This window comes from Paenibacillus athensensis, from assembly GCF_004514475.2.
Lineage (GTDB): Bacteria > Bacillota > Bacilli > Paenibacillales > NBRC-103111 > Paenibacillus_AL > Paenibacillus_AL athensensis.
The window spans coordinates 398,414-419,884 of the sequence record NZ_MYFO02000004.1; the positions used below are offsets into that span (position 1 = coordinate 398,414).

A 21,471-nucleotide genomic window follows, 5' to 3' on the forward strand; every position below is an offset into this window, starting at 1 on the left:
ACAACGTGAGACAGCCGTCTCACGTTGCCTGTAGATCACCTGCCGGGAAAAAAGGAGGAGCACGTCCGATGAACGAAACGGTTACGACAATTCCTATAGAAAAACTACACCCGTTCCCCGACAACCCCTATCATGTTGCGGATAACGACGAGTTGCAGGCCATCGCGGAAAGCATTCGGAAGCATGGCGTGATCTCGCCGCTTGTCGTGCGACCGCGGGATGGAGGAGGTTATGAAATCATATCCGGACACCGACGAAAGGCGGCTTGTGAAAAAGCGGGAATCGCTGCGGTCCCCGCCTTCATTCGTGAAATGGACCGAAACGCCGCGATTATCGCCCTGGTGGACAGCAATCTGCACCGCGAGCATGTGTTGCCGTCCGAAAAAGCATGGGCCTACAAGATGAAGCTGGATGCCATCAAACGGCAAGGGCAGCGCAACGATTTGGCCGATAGCGGAACTCCTGACCAACTCGGACAGAAGTCGCGGGAGCGCGTTGCCGTTGATGTAGGAACGAGCGCGACGCAGGTGCAGCGCTATATCCGGCTGACTGAATTGATTCCGCCGCTTCTGGAAATGGTGGACAGCGGCAAGGTGGCGTTCAGTCCTGCCGTGGAGCTGTCCTATCTGTCCGAAAAAGAACAGGAAGCCTTGCTGGAAACGATGGGTAGCGAGGAACGCACCCCTTCCCTTTCCCAAGCCCAGCGCATGAAAAAACTGAGCGCGAACGGCCTGCTCGACATGGACGCGATTTTCAAAATCATGATCGAGGAAAAACCGAGTCAACGGGAACAAATCAAGCTGCAAAAGGAAAGCATCAAGGACTATTTTCCGAAGGGCTATACGGCCCAGCAGATGGAACAGACCATATTGAAGCTGCTGGAGGAATGGAAGAAAAGGAGGGAACGGGGCCGCGAGAACAGCCGCTGACTTTTTCCCGGCTGGTATTTGGGGTAGTAGTACCAGCGAAGCTGACACCATCCGCAAAGTAGATGTAATTAAATGGGAGCAACAGCTACCGGATGAAAGGGAAGCTGCCACTTCCCCCAAGCGCAGACGGTCAGCGAGTGGGTCATTTTTAAGTTGGCGTTAGTGGGTCAATTTAAATCCGGCCTTGACATACGCAACAGTCTTGAATTTTTTTCCGTAAATCTAAGCTCCCAATTTCGCTTCAAATGATCCCCTCCGAGAAAAGTTACCTAAAATGGTCAAAATCGGTATACCGAAGCATACTTAATGAGACAATATGGGAATAAATGCTGCGAAGTTCTAATTCCCGAATCAAAGCTGGAACTTTATCGAAAGGAATTTCTGAAATGAGTAATTTGGGATGAAGATGGGGAAAGTAATGGTACTGCTTCCATTTAGTGCTTCACAGGGTAAGGTGAGTTTGATGCCGAAAATTTCAGTTTTACAGTCATACATGATCATAATACTTTCTGTCGGTTTGCTGAACCACGTCATCATCATACCGTTACTGCTCGGTGCATCAGGGCGAGATGCCTGGCTTGTAGTACTTCTTGTTTTAATCGCTTCGCCAATTTGGATTGGCATTCTGAGCTATATCCTAAAAAACATGAACGGAATGCATGTTAGGGATTGGTTAAAGCAACAATTCGGAATGGTTCTCTCGGCAACCTTGATTGTCCTATACAGTGTACTTGTATGGCTTATGGGACTCATTTCCTTTAAGGACACTATAACATGGACAATTGCAACTTATATGCCTCAATCTCCAATGCTTGTTCTCGCAGGAACGACGCTTTTCGGATGCTTCTTCGCGGCATATAAAGGGCTTCGCACCATTGCAATTTTAAGCGGGATATTGTTGCCTTTTGTTGTTATTCTGGGTGACCTTGTCATGGTTGCAAACTTTCAGTTTAAAGACTACACCATGCTATTTCCTCTTCTCGAAAATGGGTTATCTCCGCTTTGGAAAGGCATACCCTACGCAGCTGGGGGATTGTTGGAGTTGTCGTTGCTGATTTTGTTTCAGCACAAGTTAACGAAAAAACCAGGTTTCAAAAGTTTAATGCTTATTTGCATCATATTATCCGGGCTAACGATCGGCCCTTTGATGGGCTCGATTACCATGTACGGCCCTGATGAAGCGGCACACCAACGATACCCCGCTTTCGAACAATGGAGAATGGTTCGACTGGGCGAGTATGTGGAGCATGTTGATTTTTTCTCGATTTACCAGTGGTTATCCGGTATGTACATTCGAGTTTCCCTTTCCCTGTTACTCTTAAGCGAATTGTGGAAATTGCAAAAGTATAAGTGGTTGCCTATGTTTCTGGGCGCTTTATTCATGCTGGTTGCTACATTGTTGCCAATCAGCGATATGCTTTTTCAAGACCTGCTCAGCCGATATTACTTTCCTTCGTTTTGTGTCTTTACCATTGGGGTCATGTTCGTATATTTCGTGCGAATTTTAATCTCAACACGGAGTAAAAGGAGCAATTGAAGATGATAAAGCTTTTCAGAAATAAATGGGCAAAGGACATAAAATCGTCGACACAACAAGGGGCGCCTGATACACAACCGCTTAATGAACAAACACTTCTTCAACGTTTCCAGATGTGTCGTGATGTAAAGCATCATGTTTACAAATTAAAAACTGGCGACGATCAATCCAGGATCGTTTTACTGTATTGCGATGGGTTATGTGACAACCAACAACTCATTCAGGATGTGGTGCTTCCTCACTTGACTCGGTTTTACGAAAATCACGGTTTTCAAAAGAACAAGGAAGTTCTTGAGTCGTGTCAATTACAGCTTGAGAGCATTTCCTTCGAGGAGTGGGGGCAGAAATCCGAAACGGACATTTTTGAGGGAAAACTGCTTTTGTTCATTCCGACACTAACTTCTTTGTTCTCCCTCGACATATCGAAAAAACCGGCACGCCAGCCCGAAGAATCCAATATCGAAGTCTCTATTCGCGGGCCGAAAGACGGTTTTGTTGAGGAACTCGGTGTCAATGTTGCGTTAATTCGGAAACGAATCAAGTCAACAAGCATGGTATACGAAACGAAAACAGTAGGTGTCCGGACAAAAACAACTATTGCAATTCTCTATATGCAAGACATTGTTGATCCGAAAATCGTCCAAGATATCAAGATGAAATTGGATCGTGTTCACATTGACGGAGCAATCAGCGCCACTCAACTGGAAGAGTTAATGGAACCGACCAAAGCTTTGTTTCCTTTGATGGGCTATACGGGAAGACCCGACTTTACCGTTAACTGCATGATGAATGGACGTGTAGCGCTGATTGTGGATGGTACGCCTGCCGCGTTGATCGCACCGGCAAATTTGTTCCTGCTCTTGAAAACGCCGGAAGACATCCACTTTACTGCATTATCGTCTACGTTTGGGCAAGCGCTTCGTTTGCTCGGATTGACCGTATCACTCATGCTGCCCGGTTTTTGGGTTGCCATTCTTTCGTTTCATCAGGATCAGTTGCCCTATTACCTTCTTGCAACAATTGGCATCAACCGATTAGGCATTCCTCTTGGCCTGACAGGGGAAATGTTTCTCGCGCTCATCTTTTTGGAAATATTGCGGGAAGCCGGTATTCGGTTGCCTTCAGCGATAGGATCTACAGTTACGGTAGTGGGAGGGCTTATTTTAGGGGATGCAGCCATACGCGCAGGATTTTTATCCCCTAGCATTGTTGTCATAGGAGCTATTACGCAAGTGTTCGGTTCGACTTTATCCAACCAGTCAATGAGTGGGACAATAAGCATTTTGCGCTTCTTCATCTTCGCACTGTCCGCCATCCTTGGGATCTATGGTTTCTTGCTTGCTTTATTTCTTGTAACAACTCATTTGGCCTCTTTGCGTTCATGCGGATTGCCTTATCTGGCTCCGGTTTCGCCTCCATATAAAGATTTCGCCAATGCCTTATTTCGGTTACCTTGGAAATGGCGGAAAACCCGCCCTGACATGCTAAACACTCAAGATCCCACACGCCAAGGGGAGGGGCAACAATGAACGCATACAAATTTACCGCAGTTCTTCTGCTTCCCTTCTTTCTCACCGGATGTTGGAGCAAATACGAAGTGCAAAACATGAATTATGTAACTGCTGTTGGAATTGACTATGCGGATGGTCAATACATCATTTATGCGCAGTTGCTCGATTTCTCGACAGTGGCAAAACTGGAAGGACAACAGAAAGCGGAACAGCCTCCGGTCTGGATCGGTAGAGGAAAAGGTATCTCATTTACAGAAGCAGGGAATGATTTATACAGCACTTCGCAACAAAGGTTAAACTGGGGACAAATCTCTGCAATCTTGTTTAGCGAAAGGTTATTGAAGGAACGAAAAGTCGGTGAAGTGTTGGAACTGATCGACCGATATCGTGAGATAAGGTACTTAGCTTGGGTGTTCAGTACGCGCGATCCCCTTGACGAGGTCTTAATTGCGACTCCATTTTTCAGATTATCGCCAAAAGCATCGATTCTACATAACCCCGAACAGAATTATCGGCAGCGTTCTATCCTCGCTCCGATCCGCCTGCAAAAATTTGTAATGGATTCAAACGAAAAGGCGAAGACAAGCTACATACCAGAATTATCTGTTCGAAAGGATCAATGGAAGGAAAATCAAAAACCGCATGAGATGCTTAGATATTCAGGCATACAAATATACGATAAGGACAAATATTACGCACGCATGAGCCTCGAAGAAATAAAAGGATTGCCATGGCTGAATAAACACACAATCCGACTGCCCGTTGACTTGTTTTCCGATAACAAGCTTGTTGCAGTTCTCGTCGCAGAAAAACCCGAATATGACGTCAAACCAAGGGTTAAATATGACAAAGCATATTTCGATATTTCCGTTAAGGTGAAGGCCGGAGTAAATGAGCTACATGCAGACGTTACGGAGCAAGAACTCACGCAACTGGCTCAAAAAGAAATTGAGCATCAAATTAGGCAGACCTTTCAAACCGCGTTTGAAAAGAGAATAGATATTTATAATCTAGGGGAATCTCTTTTTCGCAGGAATCCGTATGCGTGGAAACGGATTGCATCTGGGACTGTACTAAACAAAGATTCCTTACGAACGATCAACGTTAACGTACAAATCGTGTACCCTGGCAGGTATAAACTTTCACCTTGATATTTGGTTGTGATTTTCTTTGCGGGTGGTGTCAGCTTCGCTGGTACTGCCCCTATATGGGGCATTGGGCGACCGGTGCCCGTTTCATTTGAGTTATAACCTCCTTGACAAACTGCACCGGAAGGATATGCTCCAGCTTCCGGTTCCCAAAGCCCACTTCCACAACGTCGCTGTTCCGCCGAGCGATTTTCAGCGTGAGATGGTCGCGGATCTCGCCAGCCGCGCCGAACTGGTGCGAGCGAAGCGAGTAGAGCCGCATGAAGACAACATGCTCAAGATCACCAACGACGGGCGCAAGCTGGCCCTCGATCAACGGCTTGCAAACGCAATGCTACCCGATGACGAAGGCAGCAAAGTGAGCGCTTGTGCGGATAACGTCTATCGGCAATGGGCAGACAGCCAGGAGCAGCGGCTTGCGCAACTGGTCTTTTGCGATCTTTCGATCCCTAAGCAGGATGGCACCTTTAATGTGTACGACGAACTGCGGCGTAAACTGACGGAGAAGGGCGTTCCGGATGATGAGATCGCCTTCATCCACGACGCCAACACGGAGGTAAAGAAGAAGGAACTGTTTGCTAAGGTACGGACAGGGCAGGTTCGTGTTTTGCTGGGGTCGACGTTCAAAATGGGCGCAGGGACAAATGTACAAACCAAGCTAATTGCACTGCACGACCTTGACTGTCCGTGGCGGCCGCGCGATGTCGGGCGTGCTTTGCGGACAATGAAGATGTGGGGGCGCATCCCTTGTCTATCAAACAGATACAAAAACGCACCGCTCGAATGAGGGTGCGTTTCTTATATTTGCTTGCCGGTATCATTGAGCGTGAAAATCCCCTCGAACGTCGCGTTGCAGGCTTTTGCGATCTCATGCAGGTCTTGTTCCGAGAGATTATCGCGCTTCAGCTTGGTGTTCACATTTTGCCTGGTTGTTTTCGGCTCTATTCGATCAGCTAAATCGGCAACGGTCATTCCCCTTGCCGCGAGCAGCATTTTCACCTTGACGGCCATGCTCATAGAATCACGCTCCCTTATGTAATCATAAAGGATTTATTTTCCTAAAGCAAAAGAATTGTTGTCATCTCGGGGGACGGTTCAGGTGTTCGAAGAAACTAAGCCGATAAATGCAACAACGGCAGACTGGGACGTGAAAATGAAGTTCCAGTCTGCCGTTGTTGTGCTTAACCCTCAACTATCGTTTCCCGTTAGTTTAATAAGAACAGCGATGCTAATTCAATAATTGTGCCCATTTGCTGAATAAAAGCAGGAATACATTGTTTAACATTATGATGTTTTTAATGTTTTTGTTGTTTTTATAGTCATTATAAATCCTACGATTAATTCGAGAATAGCTATTCCCAACACATATAATCCGATTGAAGGAAGTGATAAGATACCCAAAGCAATATGGAAAGCTGCGGCAATGTATAAGCCTATTGGTTTCTTTAAATAAACACTTAAAACTGCATAGACTAATACAGCTATCATAAGTCCTACAGCGAGCCAGGAAATCCAAGATGCCATTACAATCCCTCCTCGTTGAGATAATATCTTACCTTAATCTTAACACATCTTATCGCAATGATCATGACCCGTTTGTTGAACAAATAACAACATTATCCTTCAAGTAAACTGCCCGTTGGCTTAAAGCCCGACGCCACTCTACCACTTTATTTTCTCCAAACATCACGCTGATCGATGGTGACGCCGCGATTGTTTTTTTCGTCGGTCTTCGTCCTTTTTCTCGGCGGGTTCTGGGAGTCAACACGAGACGGGTGTCTCGTGTTGCAGCAAGCACTGAATTTGGTCTCCCAAATTCGCTTGTTAGGGGCAAGCCCCTAATACCCCTACCTCAACAACACGCTGTTTTATCAAGAATATAGGTTTCAACAAAGATCGGTATTTTTCAGAAACGCCAGAAAATATTTAGCGTTTCATTCGGCTTCGGTGATCCAGTCTTATTTCCTTTGAAGAGGGAAGTGAACATGATGAGAAGACGAGCGATTCGCATTCAGGTATGGGTGAACAACGATGAAAACACAAGACTCCAAGCGAGCGCGAAAAAATCGGGACTTTCACAGGAGGGTTATATTCGATCTCTCATTAATGGCTATGTTCCGAAGGCGATGCCGCCAAAAGACTATTTCACGATGATGCGTGAACTGCACGCTATCGGCAATAACCTTAACCAATTGGCCGCGAAGGCGCATGCGACCGGACATCTGGATCGTGGAGCTTTTCAGCAGGAGGCTGATCACTTGCGCCGCGCTGTCCAGCAGATTCAACAGGCCGTGACAGCACCGGAACCGAGAACCGTACCACAAGGAAATCCTAACGTACATCCGCCGTAAAGGAGACAGCGCATATGGCGACAACCGCAATATGGGACGTGACCGACCGTCTCAAGCGCGTGCTGGATTACGCCACCAATCCTGATAAGACCGATCAAGCACGTGAAGCGCATGATGACTTGCAGCAGGTGCTCGCTTATACCAGCGCGGATGCCAAAACGGAAAAACAGCTTTACGTGAGCGGGATCAATTGCGATCCTCTTACCGCTTACGAGCAAATGCAGCGAACCAAGCGACAATATCAAAAGACCGATGGCATTGTGGCTTTTCACGGGTATCAGGCGTTTGCACCGGGTGAAACGACGCCGGAAATGGCACACGCCATTGGCATCAAACTGGCGCAGGAGCTATGGGGGGAGCGCTTTGAAGTCGTTGTATCGACCCATCTGGACAAGGAGCATCTGCACAATCATTTCGTATTAAACTCGGTGTCGTTTCTGGACGGTAAACGCTACTACGATAACAAAGCCTCTTACGCGCTTATGCGGCAAACCTCCGATCGACTGTGCCAGGAGCATGCCTTATCGGTCATCGAGCAGCCAGAACCGGACAAGGCCAAGCATTACGGCGAGTGGCGAGCGGAGCAGGAAAACAAGCCGACCTGGCGCGGTTTGATTCGCGAGGACATCGACGCCGCTATCGCCGCTGCCATGACGATGACGCAATTCTTCACGATCCTTCAAAAGCAGGGTTATGAAATAAAGTCGAACGTAAAGCATTTGGCGGTACGTCCGCCGGGCAAAGAGCGGTTTGTTCGATTGCACAGCCTTGGCGACGAGTACACGGAGCATGCGATAAAAGAGCGTATTCTGCAAAACCAGTTACCGCAGCGTCAGCCACCCATGCCGTTGCCGCGGCGCAGGCGAGCCGTCATCGTTCGCAGCACCGTACACATCGGACGCAGATTTAGCGGTCTGCAAGCCTTGTATCTGCGTTACTTATTCAAGATGGGTATTCTGCCCCTTTCACGTGCGTCCCGTAAACGGACGTCTTTTTTATTGCGTGAAGACTTAAGACACCTGACTGCCATTACAGAGCAAACCAAGCTGCTATGTCGTCATGGCATCTCCAGCAGGGCACAATTGACAGCTTATCACGATGGGCTGCAAGCGGAGTTGAAACAGGGATACTGTTCTCGCAAAATGCTGTACAACCGCCTTCGCCGTTGTCGGAAACCCGAGCAAATCGAGCTATACAAATCGCAAATTGCTGAACTATCCCGACAGCTCGCGAAGCTCCGAAAGGAGGTGAGGCTTTGTACGGGCATCCTAGCCCGATCCGGCGAACTGGCAAACAAGCTGCAACGTAACGAGGAAGACCAATCGACACGAAGGGAGGCTAATGTCCATGAGCAGTGGAACCGAGGCGGCCGATCAGGTCGTCAGTATGAGTCTCCGTGGCATTGAGGTCATGGCGAAAATTTCCGGTGAAGGCGCGAAGCATCTGGCTGTTTATTTGTTCGCTGCCCTACAAGGGCAAAAGCGAACAAGAGGCCGCATTCGTCTGGAAAGCTTGCTGCGCAGTGGCAAGGAACTGAAGGTATTTGCGGTACGAAATGAAGACTTGCCGACTTTTTGCAAAGAAGCGAAGCGGTATGGTGTCCTCTATTGTGCGCTGCGTGACAAGAAAAACGTAGACGGACTTTGCGATGTGATGGTACGAGCCGAGGATGCGTCCAAAATCAACCGGATCGTTGAACGCTTCCAATTGGCGACGGTAGATACCGCCAGCATTAAGAATGAAATTCAACAATCACGCAATCAAAAACAGGCGGATGACGGCAAAACCGAACAATCACCGGAGCAACATGCTGTAACACCCGAAGAAGGAGCCAGCGAGCCGCCAGCGTCAAACGAGGGCGCGGCAGTTGCCAGTGAGGATTTTTTGGACGAACTGTTGGGAAAGCCCGAGCCGTCGGCGGAGGTTCAGCCGGTAAACAAGCAGCAGCGAACCGATCATCCGGCGGTCGAGGAGCGGGTGGACGGACAAACGGAACCGGATCGTCCACTCCCCCTCCCACCGACAAAGGAGGAGACGACAACGGAACCGTCCTCTCCGTCCGCGCCTACCTTCGGGCGCAGCGCGGCATACGAAAAGGTTACGATTGACCCGGAAAAACCAAAGGAGAAAATGTCCGTTCGCCAATTGCTGCGCGAAATTCGGGAGGAAAACCGGGCAGCAGAGACAAGACGGCGGCAGCAGGAGCAGGAGCCGTCGTTGCCTAAGCGCAGAGATCGAAGGAAGTCGACGTCCAATAATAAAGCGTCCGTCCCGGCGGCCGGGAATCGAAAGCGAGGGAAATCGAAATGAGCGAACTGGACGAGTTATTCCAGCCCCAAGCATCTACGATCTCCGCTCAGCGTGAACAGCCATTCGACAAAGAAGCATGGGCGCAAAAAAAGCAAGAACTGCGGCAATGGACGTATGAGACGATTGACGCTACCACAGTCGCCATTGCTCAAAACGGTGAACAATTTCAGCATTATCTGGACGTACAAAGCCGCTTTGATCTCTACAGCGTCGCTAATGCGCTACTTATTCTGGCGCAGCGTCCGGATGCCACTCGAATTGCTGATTTTGATAGCTGGAAGGAACAAGGCGTCTTCATTCGCCGCAAGGAAACCGGATTTTATATCTTAGAGCCGGGCGAGGAATACAAGCGGGAGGATGGGAGTACCGCAATCAGCTACAACCCCAAGAAGATGTTCGATGTTGCGCAAACAACCGCGCAGAAAAAGGAGCCTGCAACCTACCCGGATGATCGCACACGCATCAAGGCGTTGATGGACCGTTCACCTGTTCCGATTGTGATTGGAGACGCCCTGCCAGCGGAAGTCCATGCGCTTTATCAGCCGGATACGCAAAACATCGTGATACGTCGTGGACTTGGGGCCGATGACATTTTTCGAGCGCTCGCGCAGGAACTGGCGCACGCAGAGATTGATCGCGGGCATAACAACTACAGTCGTTCTGATTCGAATTTCCAAGCTTACTGCTCAGCGTATATGCTTTGCAAAAAGTTTGGCGTCGAGACGACCTCCTTTCGTTTCGGTCGGGTATCCGAACGGCTCAAGGATATGGAGCCGCAGCAAATCCGCGCCGTGCTGACGGTTATGAAGGATGCGGCACACGACATTTCACGTCGTATGCACCGTATGCTGGCCCAGCAGCGACAGCAGCAACCGGGTCGCAGCGATTCCACCCGCTAGTAGTGGCACGAATCTGCTTTACATTTTTCTGTTGGGAGGAATGGCGATGAAGGAGGAAGAACGCATCCTGAGAATGGATCATTACGAGCATGGCATTGTCATCAACGCCCTGAATGCGCTGCGCAACGATTTGATCGGCCAGCAGAGGCCGACCGATCCTGTTGACGATTTATTGCTCAAAGCGATTGACGCTCCCTATCAAAAAATAAAGCGCCGGAGTCATCATGCGGCGCGCTGAAACCGCAAGGAGTAATCTCTTACTCTTTGCGGTTTTTTTTATTCCTGTCGTGTGGGCGGCGTTGCTTGCCGCCCCCGCTTTGTCTAAGGGATTACCGGCACTTCTGCTGTATCTCAGCGAAGCGATCTATCATCCCTTTCAGATTCAATGGGTCGATGATACGCCACGAAGCTTGTTTTTGTTTTTTCTCATTTACGCCGTTGCGGTCGGCGCATATCTAGCGTCGCCACGCAATTACCGCCGTCGAGAGGAACATGGCAGCGCTAAATGGGGCAAAGCGAAACCGATTAATGCCAGATATCGAAGCAAGCAACCGGAACAAAACAAAATTTTGACTCAGCAGGTACGAATCGGCTTGGACGGCCGCAAGCATCGCCGGAACTTGAATGTCCTTGTCGTGGGAGGTTCCGGGTCTGGCAAAACAAGGTTTTACGCCAAGCCGAATGTCATGCAGGCGCATACGTCCTTTGTTGTGCTCGATCCAAAGGGCGAGATTTTGCGCGATACCGGGCATCTGCTCAAGTCCAAAGGCTACGACATCAAGGTGCTGGACCTCATCAATCCGCACCGTTCGCATGGCTACAATCCTTTCGCCTATTTGCAAGACGACAAGGATGTTCTCAAGCTGGTCACCAATCTGATTCGTAATACAACTCCGAAGGGCAGCAATACCAACGATCCCTTTTGGGAGCGATCCGAGACCGCCTTGCTGGAAGCGCTCGTGCTATACCTCCTATATGAAGCACCGCCCGAGGAGCAAAACTTCCCAATGGTCATGGAAATGATCGCGGCTGCGGAGGTGCGGGAGGAGGACGAAACGTACCAAAGCCCGCTCGATGAACTATTCGAGCGGCTGGCCATGCGCGATCCGGAACACCTTGCCGTCAAGCAGTACAACATTTTCAAGCTGGCGGCGGGCAAGACGGCCAAGTCCATTTTAATTGGCCTCGGCGTTCGATTGGAGAAGTTCAATTTGCATACGATTGCGGGGATGAGCATGGTCGACGAAATGGAATTGCCCGTTATGGGGGAGAAGAAGACGGCGATGTTTGCCGTCATTCCCGATAACGACAGCAGCTTCAACTTCATTGTCGGCATGCTCTACACGCAGCTTTTTCAATGCTTGATGTACGAGGCGGACTATCGGCATGGCGGACGCCTGCCGGTTCATGTTCACTTTGTCATGGACGAGTTCGCCAATGTAGCGCTTCCCGACGAATTTGACAAGCTGCTCTCCACGATGCGCAGCCGGGAAATTTCCGTTTCTATCATTTTGCAAAATTTAGCGCAACTCAAGGCGCTGTACAAGGATGCGTGGGAATCGATTGTGGGCAACTGCGACGAATTTTTGTACTTGGGCGGCAACGAACAGTCTACCCACAAATACGTCTCGGAGCTGCTGGGCAAGGAAACGATTGATACCAATACCTACGGCCAGAGCAAGGGGAGAAACGGCAGCTACTCGATCAACTACCAGCAATCAGGCCGCGAATTGCTCACACCAGACGAGGTGAGGTTGCTGGATAACCGCTTTTGCCTGCTCTTTATCCGTGGCGAACATCCAGTCCAGGACGACAAATATGATTTGCTCAGGCATCCTCATGTCTCGCTCACGACGGATGGTAACGGTCTTCCCTATCAGCATGGCGGCACGGAACACGCTTTGGACTGGCAATCCGTGTTCCTTCATGCAGACGGGGATTATGAACTTCTTTCGGAAGAAGAAGTAGAGTCGTTATTTTTACGAAGGGAATGATGAACTTGAAAATGAAAACGAAACGGCTGCTGGCCCTGTACATCGTGCTGATCTTAACGGGAACTGTATTCGTCTCCACTGCTTATGCAGAGGGCGATCCGATGACGACAGTCAACAACCTGTCTACTTTTATCTTCGGTTTAATCCGTGCGATTGGCATGATTATTCTCGGTTTCGGCATTGTTCAAATTGGATTGTCGCTAAAATCCCATGACCCTTCTCAGCGCGCAAACGGGTTTCTGACGCTCGCCGGAGGGGTCATTATTACGTTTACGAAGGAAATTCTTACCCTGATTGCCGGATGAGCCTGAAGCTTTGCATGAAGGGGGGCGGACGTTTCGTCTGTTCCCCGTTTACGGAAGGGGTGAGCATGTGTCAAAAAACAGTTGGGTGATCGACAACCTCGAAAATGCCTTGGATACCTGGAACGATAAGATGAATGAAATCTGGAGCCTCGTTACGCAATCGCCAGCGGATTTTAAGGGTGGGGGCGTTTGGCGTGTCATCACAGATATTCACGGTGCGTTGCAGGCGACGGGACTGGCGCTTCTGGTCTTGTTTTTTGTGATTGGCGTGGTGAAGTCGACCGGCAGTTTTGCGGAAGTGAAAAGGCCGGAGATGGCCGTCAAGCTGTTTATCCGCTTTGTGCTCGCCAAGGCGGTCGTAACCTATGGTCTGGAGTTGATGATGGCTCTCTTTACGATTGTACAGGGGATCATCTCAACGATGATGGGACGCTCCGGGTTTGGAACGACAGAGGCTATGGCCTTGCCGGATACGGTAGCGCAAGCGATTGAAGACGTTGGCTTCTGGCAAAGCATTCCGCTGTGGATCGTCACCATTCTCGGCAGTTTGTTCATTACGGTGCTATCCTTTGTGATGATCCTTTCGGTGTACGGGCGCTTTTTCCGTATCTATTTGTATACGGCAATAGCCCCCGTTCCGCTGTCCGCATTTGCGGGGGAGCCAAGCCAAAATATCGGCAAGTCGTTCCTGAAAGGGTACGCGGCAGCGTGTCTGGAAGGAGCGATTATTGTACTGGCTTGTATCATCTATTCCGCTTTTGCCACCGCTCCCCCAGCCATCGATTCTAGTGCGGGCGCGGTTACGATGGTGTGGACGTATATCGGGGAACTCATTTTCAATATGCTCGTTCTCGTCGGTACAGTGAAGATGGCAGATCGTATCGTGCGCGAAATGATGGGACTGTAATCACCTTGTGAATGATGGAAGTTATCGGATTGCAGTCAGAAAAAGCTTCAATAGCGCCAAAGCATCCTTACGCTGCTTCTCTGTGCATTGATTGAGCGCAGCCATAATCAATGCTGTTTCATCGTAAGGTGAGGTGCTCTCCTCTTGACCCAGAAGCAATTCATTAGGAGAAAGCTTGAGCAAATTGCAAATGCTGAACATCGTTTCAATGGACATCCCGGCTTTACCTCGTTCAATATCGGCGCAAAATCTTGGGACCCGTCCAATTCGTTCAGCCAGTTGTTCACGAGAAGTTTCCAAAGCCTCTCGTTGCTTCCGAATGCGTTGCCCCACCTTCTTTTTATCGTAACCAATCATCAAGCGTCACCTCTTTAAAGGGGATGAGTTTATAACTCCCATTATGGAGAAGCACACAATTGACATAAATGAGATTAAAACTTACCATCGAAGTAGTCTTCTAACATACACCATGTTTCATTCAAAAATGTCGGCTCTCACAATAAAAACGGGAGGATGGATAAATGAACGAATTGTTAAGAGAGCTGGAAGAGGAGCGGCGAAAGCTGAATACGCTTGGTGAACAGTTAATAAAGCAATCCATTTCTTTATCCGGCCATCAAGCATTTCAAGAGCAAAGTCAGAAGGTCGATCAGCTAGTAGCCTGCTATCATCACATGAAAGCCAAGCAGAAGCAGCAGGTAAGGTAAAAGAGTTGTGGGGGGAAGCAGGCAATGGAAATTCCACCGTGGTTTCGAACAGCTATTCAAGGTCGATTGGACTACGTTTCTGCACGATTCGAGCATCATCCTGCTCTCAAGCGTGTTCGTGCTGAAGAAAAGAAGGCTTTTCAAGTCTTGTTTGTTGGTATGGATATTGGTCGTATGCCTGAATTTGAAGCTTGGGAGGACAGACATCATTTTAAACAATCGATTATCAATGAGTGGTTATATTTGCAAGGGATGAAGGATGGCTTTCAGCTTGCTGTGGAACTATTGAGCAATCCTGTGCCATTTGATGACGACACACTGTTCAAACCTGAACGCAACGAGCCTGAGGCGTAGACTGCTCATCCGGGAGGGATAAAAAGTGGAAGTGAAAATCAACCGGGAAATCCGGGATTATACGGAAAGCTTGTTCTTCGGACTGTCCTTGCGGCAGTTCTTTTTTTCTATTCTGGCGGTCGCTGCGGCGATTGGACTGTATTTCGGGCTGCGCAGTCATTTCGGACTGGAAACGCTCAGTTGGATGTGCATATTAGGGGCAGCTCCCTGCGCCGCGCTCGGGTTTATCCGCTATCACGGTATGACGGCGGAGCAACTATTGTGGGCGTATGTGAAGTCGGAGTTTCTGATGCCAAGACGGCTTGTCTTCCGCTCGACCAACATATACTACGAAGCGCTGAAAGGAAGCCTGCACAAGCGTGAGCAAGAAAGGATGAAGCGCAATGATTAAGACGCTCAGGCGCACCATGAAGCAGGACAAGGAACGGTCTATCATTCCCAAAAGCGTACAACAAGCGATCCCGATCCGCGCCATCTGGCCGGACGGGATTTTTGCTGTCGGCAACAAGTTCTCGAAGTCGTTCCATTTCGCGGACATCAACTACGCTGTCGCATCGAGAGAGGACAAGGAGACGATGTTCCTTTCCTACTCCGAATTGCTTAATTCGTTTGACAGCGGCGCGACGACGAAGATTACGATTCACAATCGGCGGCTTAATCAGGCAGATGTAGAACGTTCCATTCTTATTCCGCTCCAGCACGACGGGCTGGATGTGTATCGGCAGGAGTACAACGTCATGTTGCTTGGTAAAGCGACTGATGGCAACACCAATGGGACGATTCAAGAGAAATACATTACCATCTCCGTAGTTAAAAAGAACGTGGATGAAGCTCGCCATTACTTCGCGCGGGTCGGCACGGAGTTGACGGCGCATTTCTCTCGTCTCGGCTCGAAATGTACCGAGCTTGATGCGACTGACCGCCTGCGCATTCTGCATGACTTCTTCCGGATTGGCGAGGAAGCCGATTTTCGCTTCGACATGCAGGAGATGATGCGCAAGGGACACGATTTCAAGGATTACATTTGCCCGGACACCTTCGAGTTTGCCAAAGATCATTTTCGGATGGGCGAATACTACGGTCGGGTCATCTTTCTACGTGATTACGCCAGCTACATCAAGGACAGCATGGTAGCCGAACTGTGTGATTTGAATCGCAACTTGCTGCTGTCGCTCGATGTGATCCCGATACCGACCGATGAAGCTGTTCGCGAAGTGGAGAATCGACTGCTCGGCGTGGAGACGAACATTACGAATTGGCAGCGTCGGCAAAACCGGAATAACAACTTTTCCGCCGTTGTTCCTTACGACATGGAGCAACAGCGCAAAGAGAGCAAGGAATTTCTTAGCGACCTGACCACACGCGACCAGCGGATGATGTTCGGACTACTTACGATGGTGCATGTCGCGGACAGCAAAGAACAACTCGATAGCGACACGGAGACCTTGCTCACTACGGCCCGCAAGCATTTGTGTCAGTTTTCCACGCTCTACTATCAGCAAATGGACGGTTTGAACACGGTGCTGCCTTATGGGCTGCGAAAGGTTCATGCTTTGCGGACGCTCACGACTGAAAGTACGGCTGTCTTTATCCCGTTTCGAGCGCAAGAGATCATGCATCCAGAAGGCATTTATTACGGGCAAAACGTCATCAGCAAAAATATGATCGTCGCCAATCGCAAGCAACTGCTGAATGGAAACAGTTTTATCCTTGGCGTATCCGGTTCCGGTAAAAGCTTCGCCGCGAAACGGGAAATCGTCAATCAGATATTGGCGAGCGATGACGACATTATCCTAATTGACCCGGAGCGGGAGTATTCCGCTCTGGTAAATGCGCTGGGTGGCGAGACGATCCACATCTCTGCTACCTCGTCGAACCATATCAATGCGATGGATATGAACCGGGATTATGGCGACGGAGCCAATCCGATCATTCTTAAGTCGGAATTCGTCCTGTCGTTGTGCGAGCAGTTGATCGGAGGACATCAGCTTGGAGCCAAGGAGAAATCGCTCATCGATCGCTGTACCGCCGCTGTGTATCGCAAGTATTTGCGGAGCAACTATAAGGGACAGCCTCCGACATTGCAGGATTTTCGCGCGGAGCTGCTCAAGCAAGCAGAACCGGAGGCTCAGGACATCGCGCTGGCTATTGAATTATTTACTTCCGGCAGTCTGAATACGTTCGCCCAATCGACCAACGTCAATGTCAACAATCGGCTCATTTGCTACGATATTCTCGACTTGGGCAAGCAGCTTCTTCCCATCGGCATGCTGGTCGTACTCGACAACATCTTGAATCGGATTACGCAAAATCGCGCTAGAGGCAAGAATACGTTTATCTTTATTGATGAAATCTACCTTTTGTTCCAGCACGAATATAGCGCCAACTTTCTGTTCACGCTCTGGAAGCGTGTCCGAAAGTATGGCGCTTTTTGCACGGGCATCACGCAAAATGTGGATGATCTACTGCAAAGCCATACGGCCCGCACCATGCTTGCAAACAGCGAATTTATCGTCATGCTGAATCAGGCCAGCACCGACCGGATGGAGCTTGCCGAGTTGCTCAACATTTCGGACCTGCAACTGTCCTACATTACGAATGTTGACGCCGGGAATGGTCTGATGAAGGTCGGCAGTTCCCTCGTACCGTTTACCGACAGGTTCCCGCGACACACGAAACTGTATGGCCTAATGACAACGAAGCCCGGAGAGTAATGGATAAACAGCAGTAAGCGGCTGGTCGCAAACAGGATCAGCCGCTCAAGCTTTAATATGCATCTCTCAAACTTAAAATCGGAGGAGTCATATTGATTCTTAGCTCGACCAAGCATTTCGAATGACAAGTCAATTGCAGTTACAGAAACATCATTGTCTTTAATGAACTGCAAACTGCTCCTGTCCCAACGCCTACAAAAAGAACTTTGCTTTTAGGCTCAATGTCGAGGTTCTCAAAAATCTTTTTCCGGGCCTTTAAAATAGCCCGGAATTGAAGAGGTAATCATAAAAGGGTGCCCAAACCGATAAACACTTTATTCCAAGGGTTATTCATAGGCGATCATTTCCCTTTCACTCTTAACAAACGTAGGCTGTTCAAAGTAACAATTAGGGTAGCTCCCATATCTGCAAAAATAGCCATCCATAGCGTAAGCCATCCAGGAACAATCAAAGCCAACGCGACAAGTTTAATCCCGAGCGAGAACGTAATGTTTTGTTTTATTATCGCAAGGGTTTTACGGCTTAACCGAATCGTATACGGGAGTTTACCTAAGTCGTCAGCCATCAGCGCAATATCGGCGGTTTCGAGGGCAGTATCCGTACCAGCGCCGCCCATTGCGATACCAACCGTTGAAGCTGCAAGCGCGGGCGCGTCGTTTACGCCATCGCCAATCATTGCGACATTACCATATTCTTTACGAAGCTGCTTGATATAGTCTAATTTATCTTGAGGCATGAGGTCGGCTTTAACGTCTGTAACATTTAGTCGCCGCCCGATTGTTTCGGCGGTTACTTGATTATCACCCGTAAGCATAATCGTTTTCTTGATGCCAATTTCGTGTAAGTGCTTAATAACGTCATTACTGGAATCGCGCACTTCATCGGCTACGGCTATTAAGGCAAGGACTTGTTTTTCCGTTCCCAAGACCATAACCGTTTTCCCTTGTTTTTGTAGAGCTTCGATACGTTGATTCGTTTCAACTTTCATATCGGAGTGAAGTTCTGCAAAGAGTTTCGGACTACCGACGTAATACAATTCCCCGTTTACCTTTGCTTTAACGCCTTTCCCGGTTATGGATTGAAAATCCTCAACGGCTAGGGATAAGTCGGCTCCGAGGTATTCAGCTTTACGAACAATCGCGGAAGCAAGCGGGTGTTGAGAACCTTTTTCGATAACTGCCGCGATAGCAAGCAATTCTTTTTCGTCTTTCGTTCCGAAAATATCGACATTCGTTACTTCCGGGAATCCCTTCGTCAGCGTACCCGTTTTATCGAATGCAATTGCGGCAAGGCGCCCAGCTTCTTCAAGATGAATGCCGCCTTTGATAAGGACGCCATTTTTCGCCGCGTTTCCGATAGCAGTAACAATCGAAACAGGTGTCGAAATGACCAATGCGCAAGGACAGCCGACGACGAGTAACGCTAATCCCCGATATACCCAATCGCCCCAATCAGCGCCGACGAACAGAGGGGGCACAACGGCAATACCTAATGCCATAATCATAATCGCTGGCGTATAGTATTTCGCAAATCGGTCAACGAACGCTTGCGATGGTGCACGTTCGGCTTGTGCTTCTTCAACCAGGTGAATAATTTTGGAAATGGTTGTATCCTCAACGTGCTTCGTTACTTTGACCTCAAGCAACCCTTCTTCGTTTAATGTGCCTGCGAAAACTTCATCATCAATTGTTTTCGTTACGGGAACCGATTCGCCGGTTATCGCGGCTTGGTTAATGGTTGATGTCCCTTTAATAACCACGCCATCCATTGCAAGTTTTTGGCCTGGCTTTACAATCATGACGTCGCCAACCTGTATATCCGCAACACTTACCGTAATTTCTTCGGAACCGCGTCGAATCAGAGCTTCCTTCGGTGCAATATCCATCAAGGAACGAATGGATTGACGGGCTTTCTCCATAGAGTAACGTTCCAAAACTTCACTAATTGCAAACAAGATAACAACCGTCGCGCCTTCGCCCCATTTGCCGATCGCCGCGGCACCGATGACGGCCACCGTCATAAGGGTATTCATATCGAACTGAAGCCAGAAGAGATTCTTAATCCCTTTTTTGAATAGATCGTAACCACCAATGAGAATAGAAGCTGCAAAAATGACTGCAGATAAGTTACTTCCCTCACCTAGAAAATAACCTGCCGCAAGCAATACGGCAGAAACCAATACGTTCCAATGCTCTTGCCAAAATGGCTTTTTCTTTTCAATCGTCCGTTGTTTTTGAGGTGTAACTTTCAGGCGTTCAAACGCTCCAGCCTTTTCTAAATCCTCCACTGTAGTACTTCCATAAACGGTAATCTTGGATGCTCCAAAATTGACTTGTGCATCTTTAACGCCAGGCAAACCTTTTACATTTTTCTCGAAAATGCCTGCGCAATTCGTACAGGTAAAGCCTTGAACTCTGTAGACGTTTTTATCTTCGGTGTTTTCAACGCTATTTTCCATTGGTGATCAACTCCCGTGAATGAGTAGAAGCTAGTTGTACCAAGTGACGAACATGGTCGTCCTCCAGCGAGTAAAAGACTAATTTACCTTCCTTGCGATATTTCGCCAAGCCGAGCTGTTTTAATGTTCGAAGATGATGAGAAGCTGTTGCCATCGAAGAACCGATGATGTTGGCCACGTCACAAACACATAGTTCGTCTTCTTCGCACAAGGCGAAAGCAATTTTCATTCTTGTTTCATCAGCCAGTACCTTGAACAGCTTTACCATGCCTTGAATATTTTGTCCTTCAATTGCAAGTTGTACTTTTTGGACTTTAGGTTCGTCATAACAAAAAATTTCACAGGAGTCCTTTTCTTGCTCGCTCATTTCTTCACCTCAACAATCAAATCATTATTTGATTATTATCATACAACAAACCTTAATATTATTCAAATGCACATTTGATTATTTATCGAGCGCGGCTGCTTTTTTCTTTTTCCAACGTTAATACTGCGATAACATTCGGCATGTAAGATCGAACTATAAATAAGCAAATAATTATATGGCTATTTACAACGGGTAGGGGAGCGTGGGAGAATGAAACGGGATGTTACACGAATTTATTTCATTTGCGGGCAAAATCGGTGCCGAAGTCAGATGGCTGAAGCTTTTGCCAAGTATTATGGCGGGGATCAGGTGGTGGTGGAGAGCGCCGGATTAGATCCATCCGATGAAGTGCATCCTTACACCATTGAAGCCATGCGTGAGGTAGGCATCGATCTTTCCCAGCATGTTTGCAAAAAAATTGATATGAGGTTTTTTCTAGCGTCGAATGCGATCGTCAAGCTGTGCGAACAAATTGTGGAGCGCTGTCCCATCGTACCGTTCAAGATCATGAACGTTGAGTGGAACATCCCCGACCCGTTGGCTGTAGACGGCGGTACCCTAGAAGACGTGAAGCGAGCGCGTGACGAAATTCGGGAGAAAGTGATCGGGTTGCTAAAAGGGATGGACATTCCCGTCGCTTAAAAGGAGTGAAGCAGTTGAGCAAACTAGAAGAAGTAGCGGATGCCTTGAAGCTATTGGGGGACCGGAACAGGCTCACTATCGTAGCCTTGTTGCAGGAGAAGGAACTGTGCGTGTGCGAGATCGTGGACATTTTGAAAACAAGCCAGCCCAATATCAGTCAGCACATGCGCAAACTTCGGGACGGGGGCTTGGTCAAAGAGTCGCGCAGGGGGCAATGGGTGTATTATTCGCTCTGCCTGGAAGACAAGCCTTATATTTTGGATATTTTAAAGGAAGTTCCTTCGCAAGCGGCGCTGATTGAGCCTGCCGTTTGCGAAACCAATGATTGCTGTACGTAG

Annotated in this window: 24 protein-coding genes; 19 read left to right on the forward strand and 5 right to left on the reverse strand. The window is 48.6% G+C overall.

What is annotated here, in order from left to right:
- Window positions 1-68 precede the first annotated feature (68 nt).
- The 5 genes from B5M42_RS09970 to B5M42_RS09990 all read left to right on the forward strand — a co-directional run bounded on the left by B5M42_RS09970 (window position 69) and on the right by B5M42_RS09990 (window position 5,912).
- Window positions 69-929, forward strand: a complete 861-nt coding sequence (locus B5M42_RS09970) for a ParB/RepB/Spo0J family partition protein (RefSeq protein ID WP_134752276.1) — start codon at window positions 69-71, stop codon at window positions 927-929.
- A 400-nt stretch (window positions 930-1,329) separates the two neighbouring features.
- Entirely contained in the window at window positions 1,330-2,466 is a 1,137-nt protein-coding gene (locus B5M42_RS09975) for an endospore germination permease (protein ID WP_230632828.1), read from the forward strand.
- 2 nt (window positions 2,467-2,468) lie between these two features.
- Entirely contained in the window at window positions 2,469-3,995 is a 1,527-nt protein-coding gene (locus B5M42_RS09980; protein ID WP_134752278.1) for a spore germination protein, read from the forward strand.
- Window positions 3,992-5,128, forward strand: a complete 1,137-nt coding sequence (locus tag B5M42_RS09985; RefSeq protein ID WP_134752280.1) for a Ger(x)C family spore germination protein — start codon at window positions 3,992-3,994, stop codon at window positions 5,126-5,128. Before B5M42_RS09980 ends, B5M42_RS09985 begins: the two co-directional genes overlap by 4 nt.
- Window positions 5,129-5,216: 88 nt before the next feature.
- Window positions 5,217-5,912, forward strand: coding sequence for a hypothetical protein (locus B5M42_RS09990; protein WP_230632829.1), 696 nt, complete (start codon window positions 5,217-5,219; stop codon window positions 5,910-5,912).
- 11 nt (window positions 5,913-5,923) lie between these two features.
- On the opposite strand, the gene B5M42_RS09995 is transcribed toward B5M42_RS09990, so the two are convergent.
- Together B5M42_RS09995 and B5M42_RS10000 are read right to left on the reverse strand one after the other, a co-directional pair.
- Window positions 5,924-6,142 (reverse strand): helix-turn-helix domain-containing protein, encoded by a 219-nt coding sequence (locus tag B5M42_RS09995; RefSeq protein WP_134752282.1) that lies wholly within the window; start codon window positions 6,140-6,142, stop codon window positions 5,924-5,926.
- A gap of 267 nt (window positions 6,143-6,409) precedes the next feature.
- Entirely contained in the window at window positions 6,410-6,649 is a 240-nt protein-coding gene (locus B5M42_RS10000) for a hypothetical protein (RefSeq protein ID WP_134752284.1), read from the reverse strand.
- A gap of 461 nt (window positions 6,650-7,110) precedes the next feature.
- Between B5M42_RS10000 and B5M42_RS10005 the strand changes: the two genes are divergently transcribed.
- The 8 genes from B5M42_RS10005 to B5M42_RS10040 all read left to right on the forward strand — a co-directional run bounded on the left by B5M42_RS10005 (window position 7,111) and on the right by B5M42_RS10040 (window position 13,891).
- Entirely contained in the window at window positions 7,111-7,476 is a 366-nt protein-coding gene (locus tag B5M42_RS10005) for a plasmid mobilization protein (protein WP_230632830.1), read from the forward strand.
- 14 nt (window positions 7,477-7,490) lie between these two features.
- On the forward strand, window positions 7,491-8,882 hold the full coding sequence (locus tag B5M42_RS10010; RefSeq protein WP_134752286.1) for a relaxase/mobilization nuclease domain-containing protein: 1,392 nt from the start codon (window positions 7,491-7,493) through the stop codon (window positions 8,880-8,882).
- On the forward strand, window positions 8,824-9,786 hold the full coding sequence (locus B5M42_RS10015; RefSeq protein WP_134752288.1) for a PcfB family protein: 963 nt from the start codon (window positions 8,824-8,826) through the stop codon (window positions 9,784-9,786). The genes B5M42_RS10010 and B5M42_RS10015 overlap by 59 nt, the downstream gene beginning before the upstream one ends.
- Window positions 9,783-10,685 (forward strand): hypothetical protein, encoded by a 903-nt coding sequence (locus B5M42_RS10020; RefSeq protein WP_134752290.1) that lies wholly within the window; start codon window positions 9,783-9,785, stop codon window positions 10,683-10,685. The genes B5M42_RS10015 and B5M42_RS10020 overlap by 4 nt, the downstream gene beginning before the upstream one ends.
- 46 nt (window positions 10,686-10,731) lie before the next feature.
- Window positions 10,732-10,923, forward strand: a complete 192-nt coding sequence (locus B5M42_RS10025; RefSeq protein WP_021877380.1) for a hypothetical protein — start codon at window positions 10,732-10,734, stop codon at window positions 10,921-10,923.
- Window positions 10,910-12,679, forward strand: coding sequence for a VirD4-like conjugal transfer protein, CD1115 family (locus B5M42_RS10030; protein ID WP_134752292.1), 1,770 nt, complete (start codon window positions 10,910-10,912; stop codon window positions 12,677-12,679). The genes B5M42_RS10025 and B5M42_RS10030 overlap by 14 nt, the downstream gene beginning before the upstream one ends.
- An 11-nt stretch (window positions 12,680-12,690) precedes the next feature.
- Window positions 12,691-12,984: a glutamyl-tRNA amidotransferase gene (locus B5M42_RS10035; protein WP_256715116.1), complete on the forward strand. Its 294-nt coding sequence runs from the start codon at window positions 12,691-12,693 to the stop codon at window positions 12,982-12,984.
- 67 nt (window positions 12,985-13,051) lie between these two features.
- Window positions 13,052-13,891 carry a hypothetical protein gene (locus tag B5M42_RS10040; RefSeq protein WP_028598725.1) on the forward strand — a complete coding sequence of 280 codons (840 nt, stop codon included), beginning with the start codon at window positions 13,052-13,054 and terminating at the stop codon, window positions 13,889-13,891.
- Window positions 13,892-13,912: 21 nt separating this feature from the next.
- Here B5M42_RS10040 and B5M42_RS10045 read toward each other — a convergent pair whose 3' ends face one another.
- Entirely contained in the window at window positions 13,913-14,248 is a 336-nt protein-coding gene (locus B5M42_RS10045) for a helix-turn-helix domain-containing protein (RefSeq protein WP_134752294.1), read from the reverse strand.
- A gap of 164 nt (window positions 14,249-14,412) precedes the next feature.
- On the opposite strand from B5M42_RS10045, the gene B5M42_RS10050 reads away from it, so the two are divergent.
- From B5M42_RS10050 to B5M42_RS10065, 4 genes are read left to right on the forward strand one after another with little or no spacing between them, the layout of a single operon-like run.
- Window positions 14,413-14,598, forward strand: a complete 186-nt coding sequence (locus tag B5M42_RS10050; protein ID WP_076119668.1) for a hypothetical protein — start codon at window positions 14,413-14,415, stop codon at window positions 14,596-14,598.
- A 24-nt stretch (window positions 14,599-14,622) separates the two neighbouring features.
- On the forward strand, window positions 14,623-14,952 hold the full coding sequence (locus tag B5M42_RS10055) for a hypothetical protein (RefSeq protein ID WP_134752296.1): 330 nt from the start codon (window positions 14,623-14,625) through the stop codon (window positions 14,950-14,952).
- Between the two features lie 25 nt (window positions 14,953-14,977).
- On the forward strand, window positions 14,978-15,343 hold the full coding sequence (locus B5M42_RS10060; RefSeq protein WP_028598727.1) for a PrgI family protein: 366 nt from the start codon (window positions 14,978-14,980) through the stop codon (window positions 15,341-15,343).
- The gene (locus tag B5M42_RS10065) at window positions 15,336-17,666 is read left to right on the forward strand and encodes a VirB4-like conjugal transfer ATPase, CD1110 family (protein ID WP_134752298.1); all 2,331 of its coding nucleotides are present in this window, start codon (window positions 15,336-15,338) and stop codon (window positions 17,664-17,666) included. The genes B5M42_RS10060 and B5M42_RS10065 overlap by 8 nt, the downstream gene beginning before the upstream one ends.
- Before the next feature lie 340 nt (window positions 17,667-18,006).
- On the opposite strand, the gene B5M42_RS10070 is transcribed toward B5M42_RS10065, so the two are convergent.
- Window positions 18,007-20,124: a heavy metal translocating P-type ATPase gene (locus tag B5M42_RS10070; RefSeq protein WP_134752300.1), complete on the reverse strand. Its 2,118-nt coding sequence runs from the start codon at window positions 20,122-20,124 to the stop codon at window positions 18,007-18,009.
- On the reverse strand, window positions 20,114-20,491 hold the full coding sequence (locus tag B5M42_RS10075) for an ArsR/SmtB family transcription factor (RefSeq protein WP_134752302.1): 378 nt from the start codon (window positions 20,489-20,491) through the stop codon (window positions 20,114-20,116). The genes B5M42_RS10070 and B5M42_RS10075 overlap by 11 nt, the downstream gene beginning before the upstream one ends.
- A gap of 210 nt (window positions 20,492-20,701) precedes the next feature.
- On the opposite strand from B5M42_RS10075, the gene B5M42_RS10080 reads away from it, so the two are divergent.
- Window positions 20,702-21,133 (forward strand): arsenate reductase ArsC, encoded by a 432-nt coding sequence (locus B5M42_RS10080; RefSeq protein WP_134752304.1) that lies wholly within the window; start codon window positions 20,702-20,704, stop codon window positions 21,131-21,133.
- 14 nt (window positions 21,134-21,147) lie between these two features.
- Entirely contained in the window at window positions 21,148-21,471 is a 324-nt protein-coding gene (locus B5M42_RS10085) for an ArsR/SmtB family transcription factor (protein WP_134752306.1), read from the forward strand.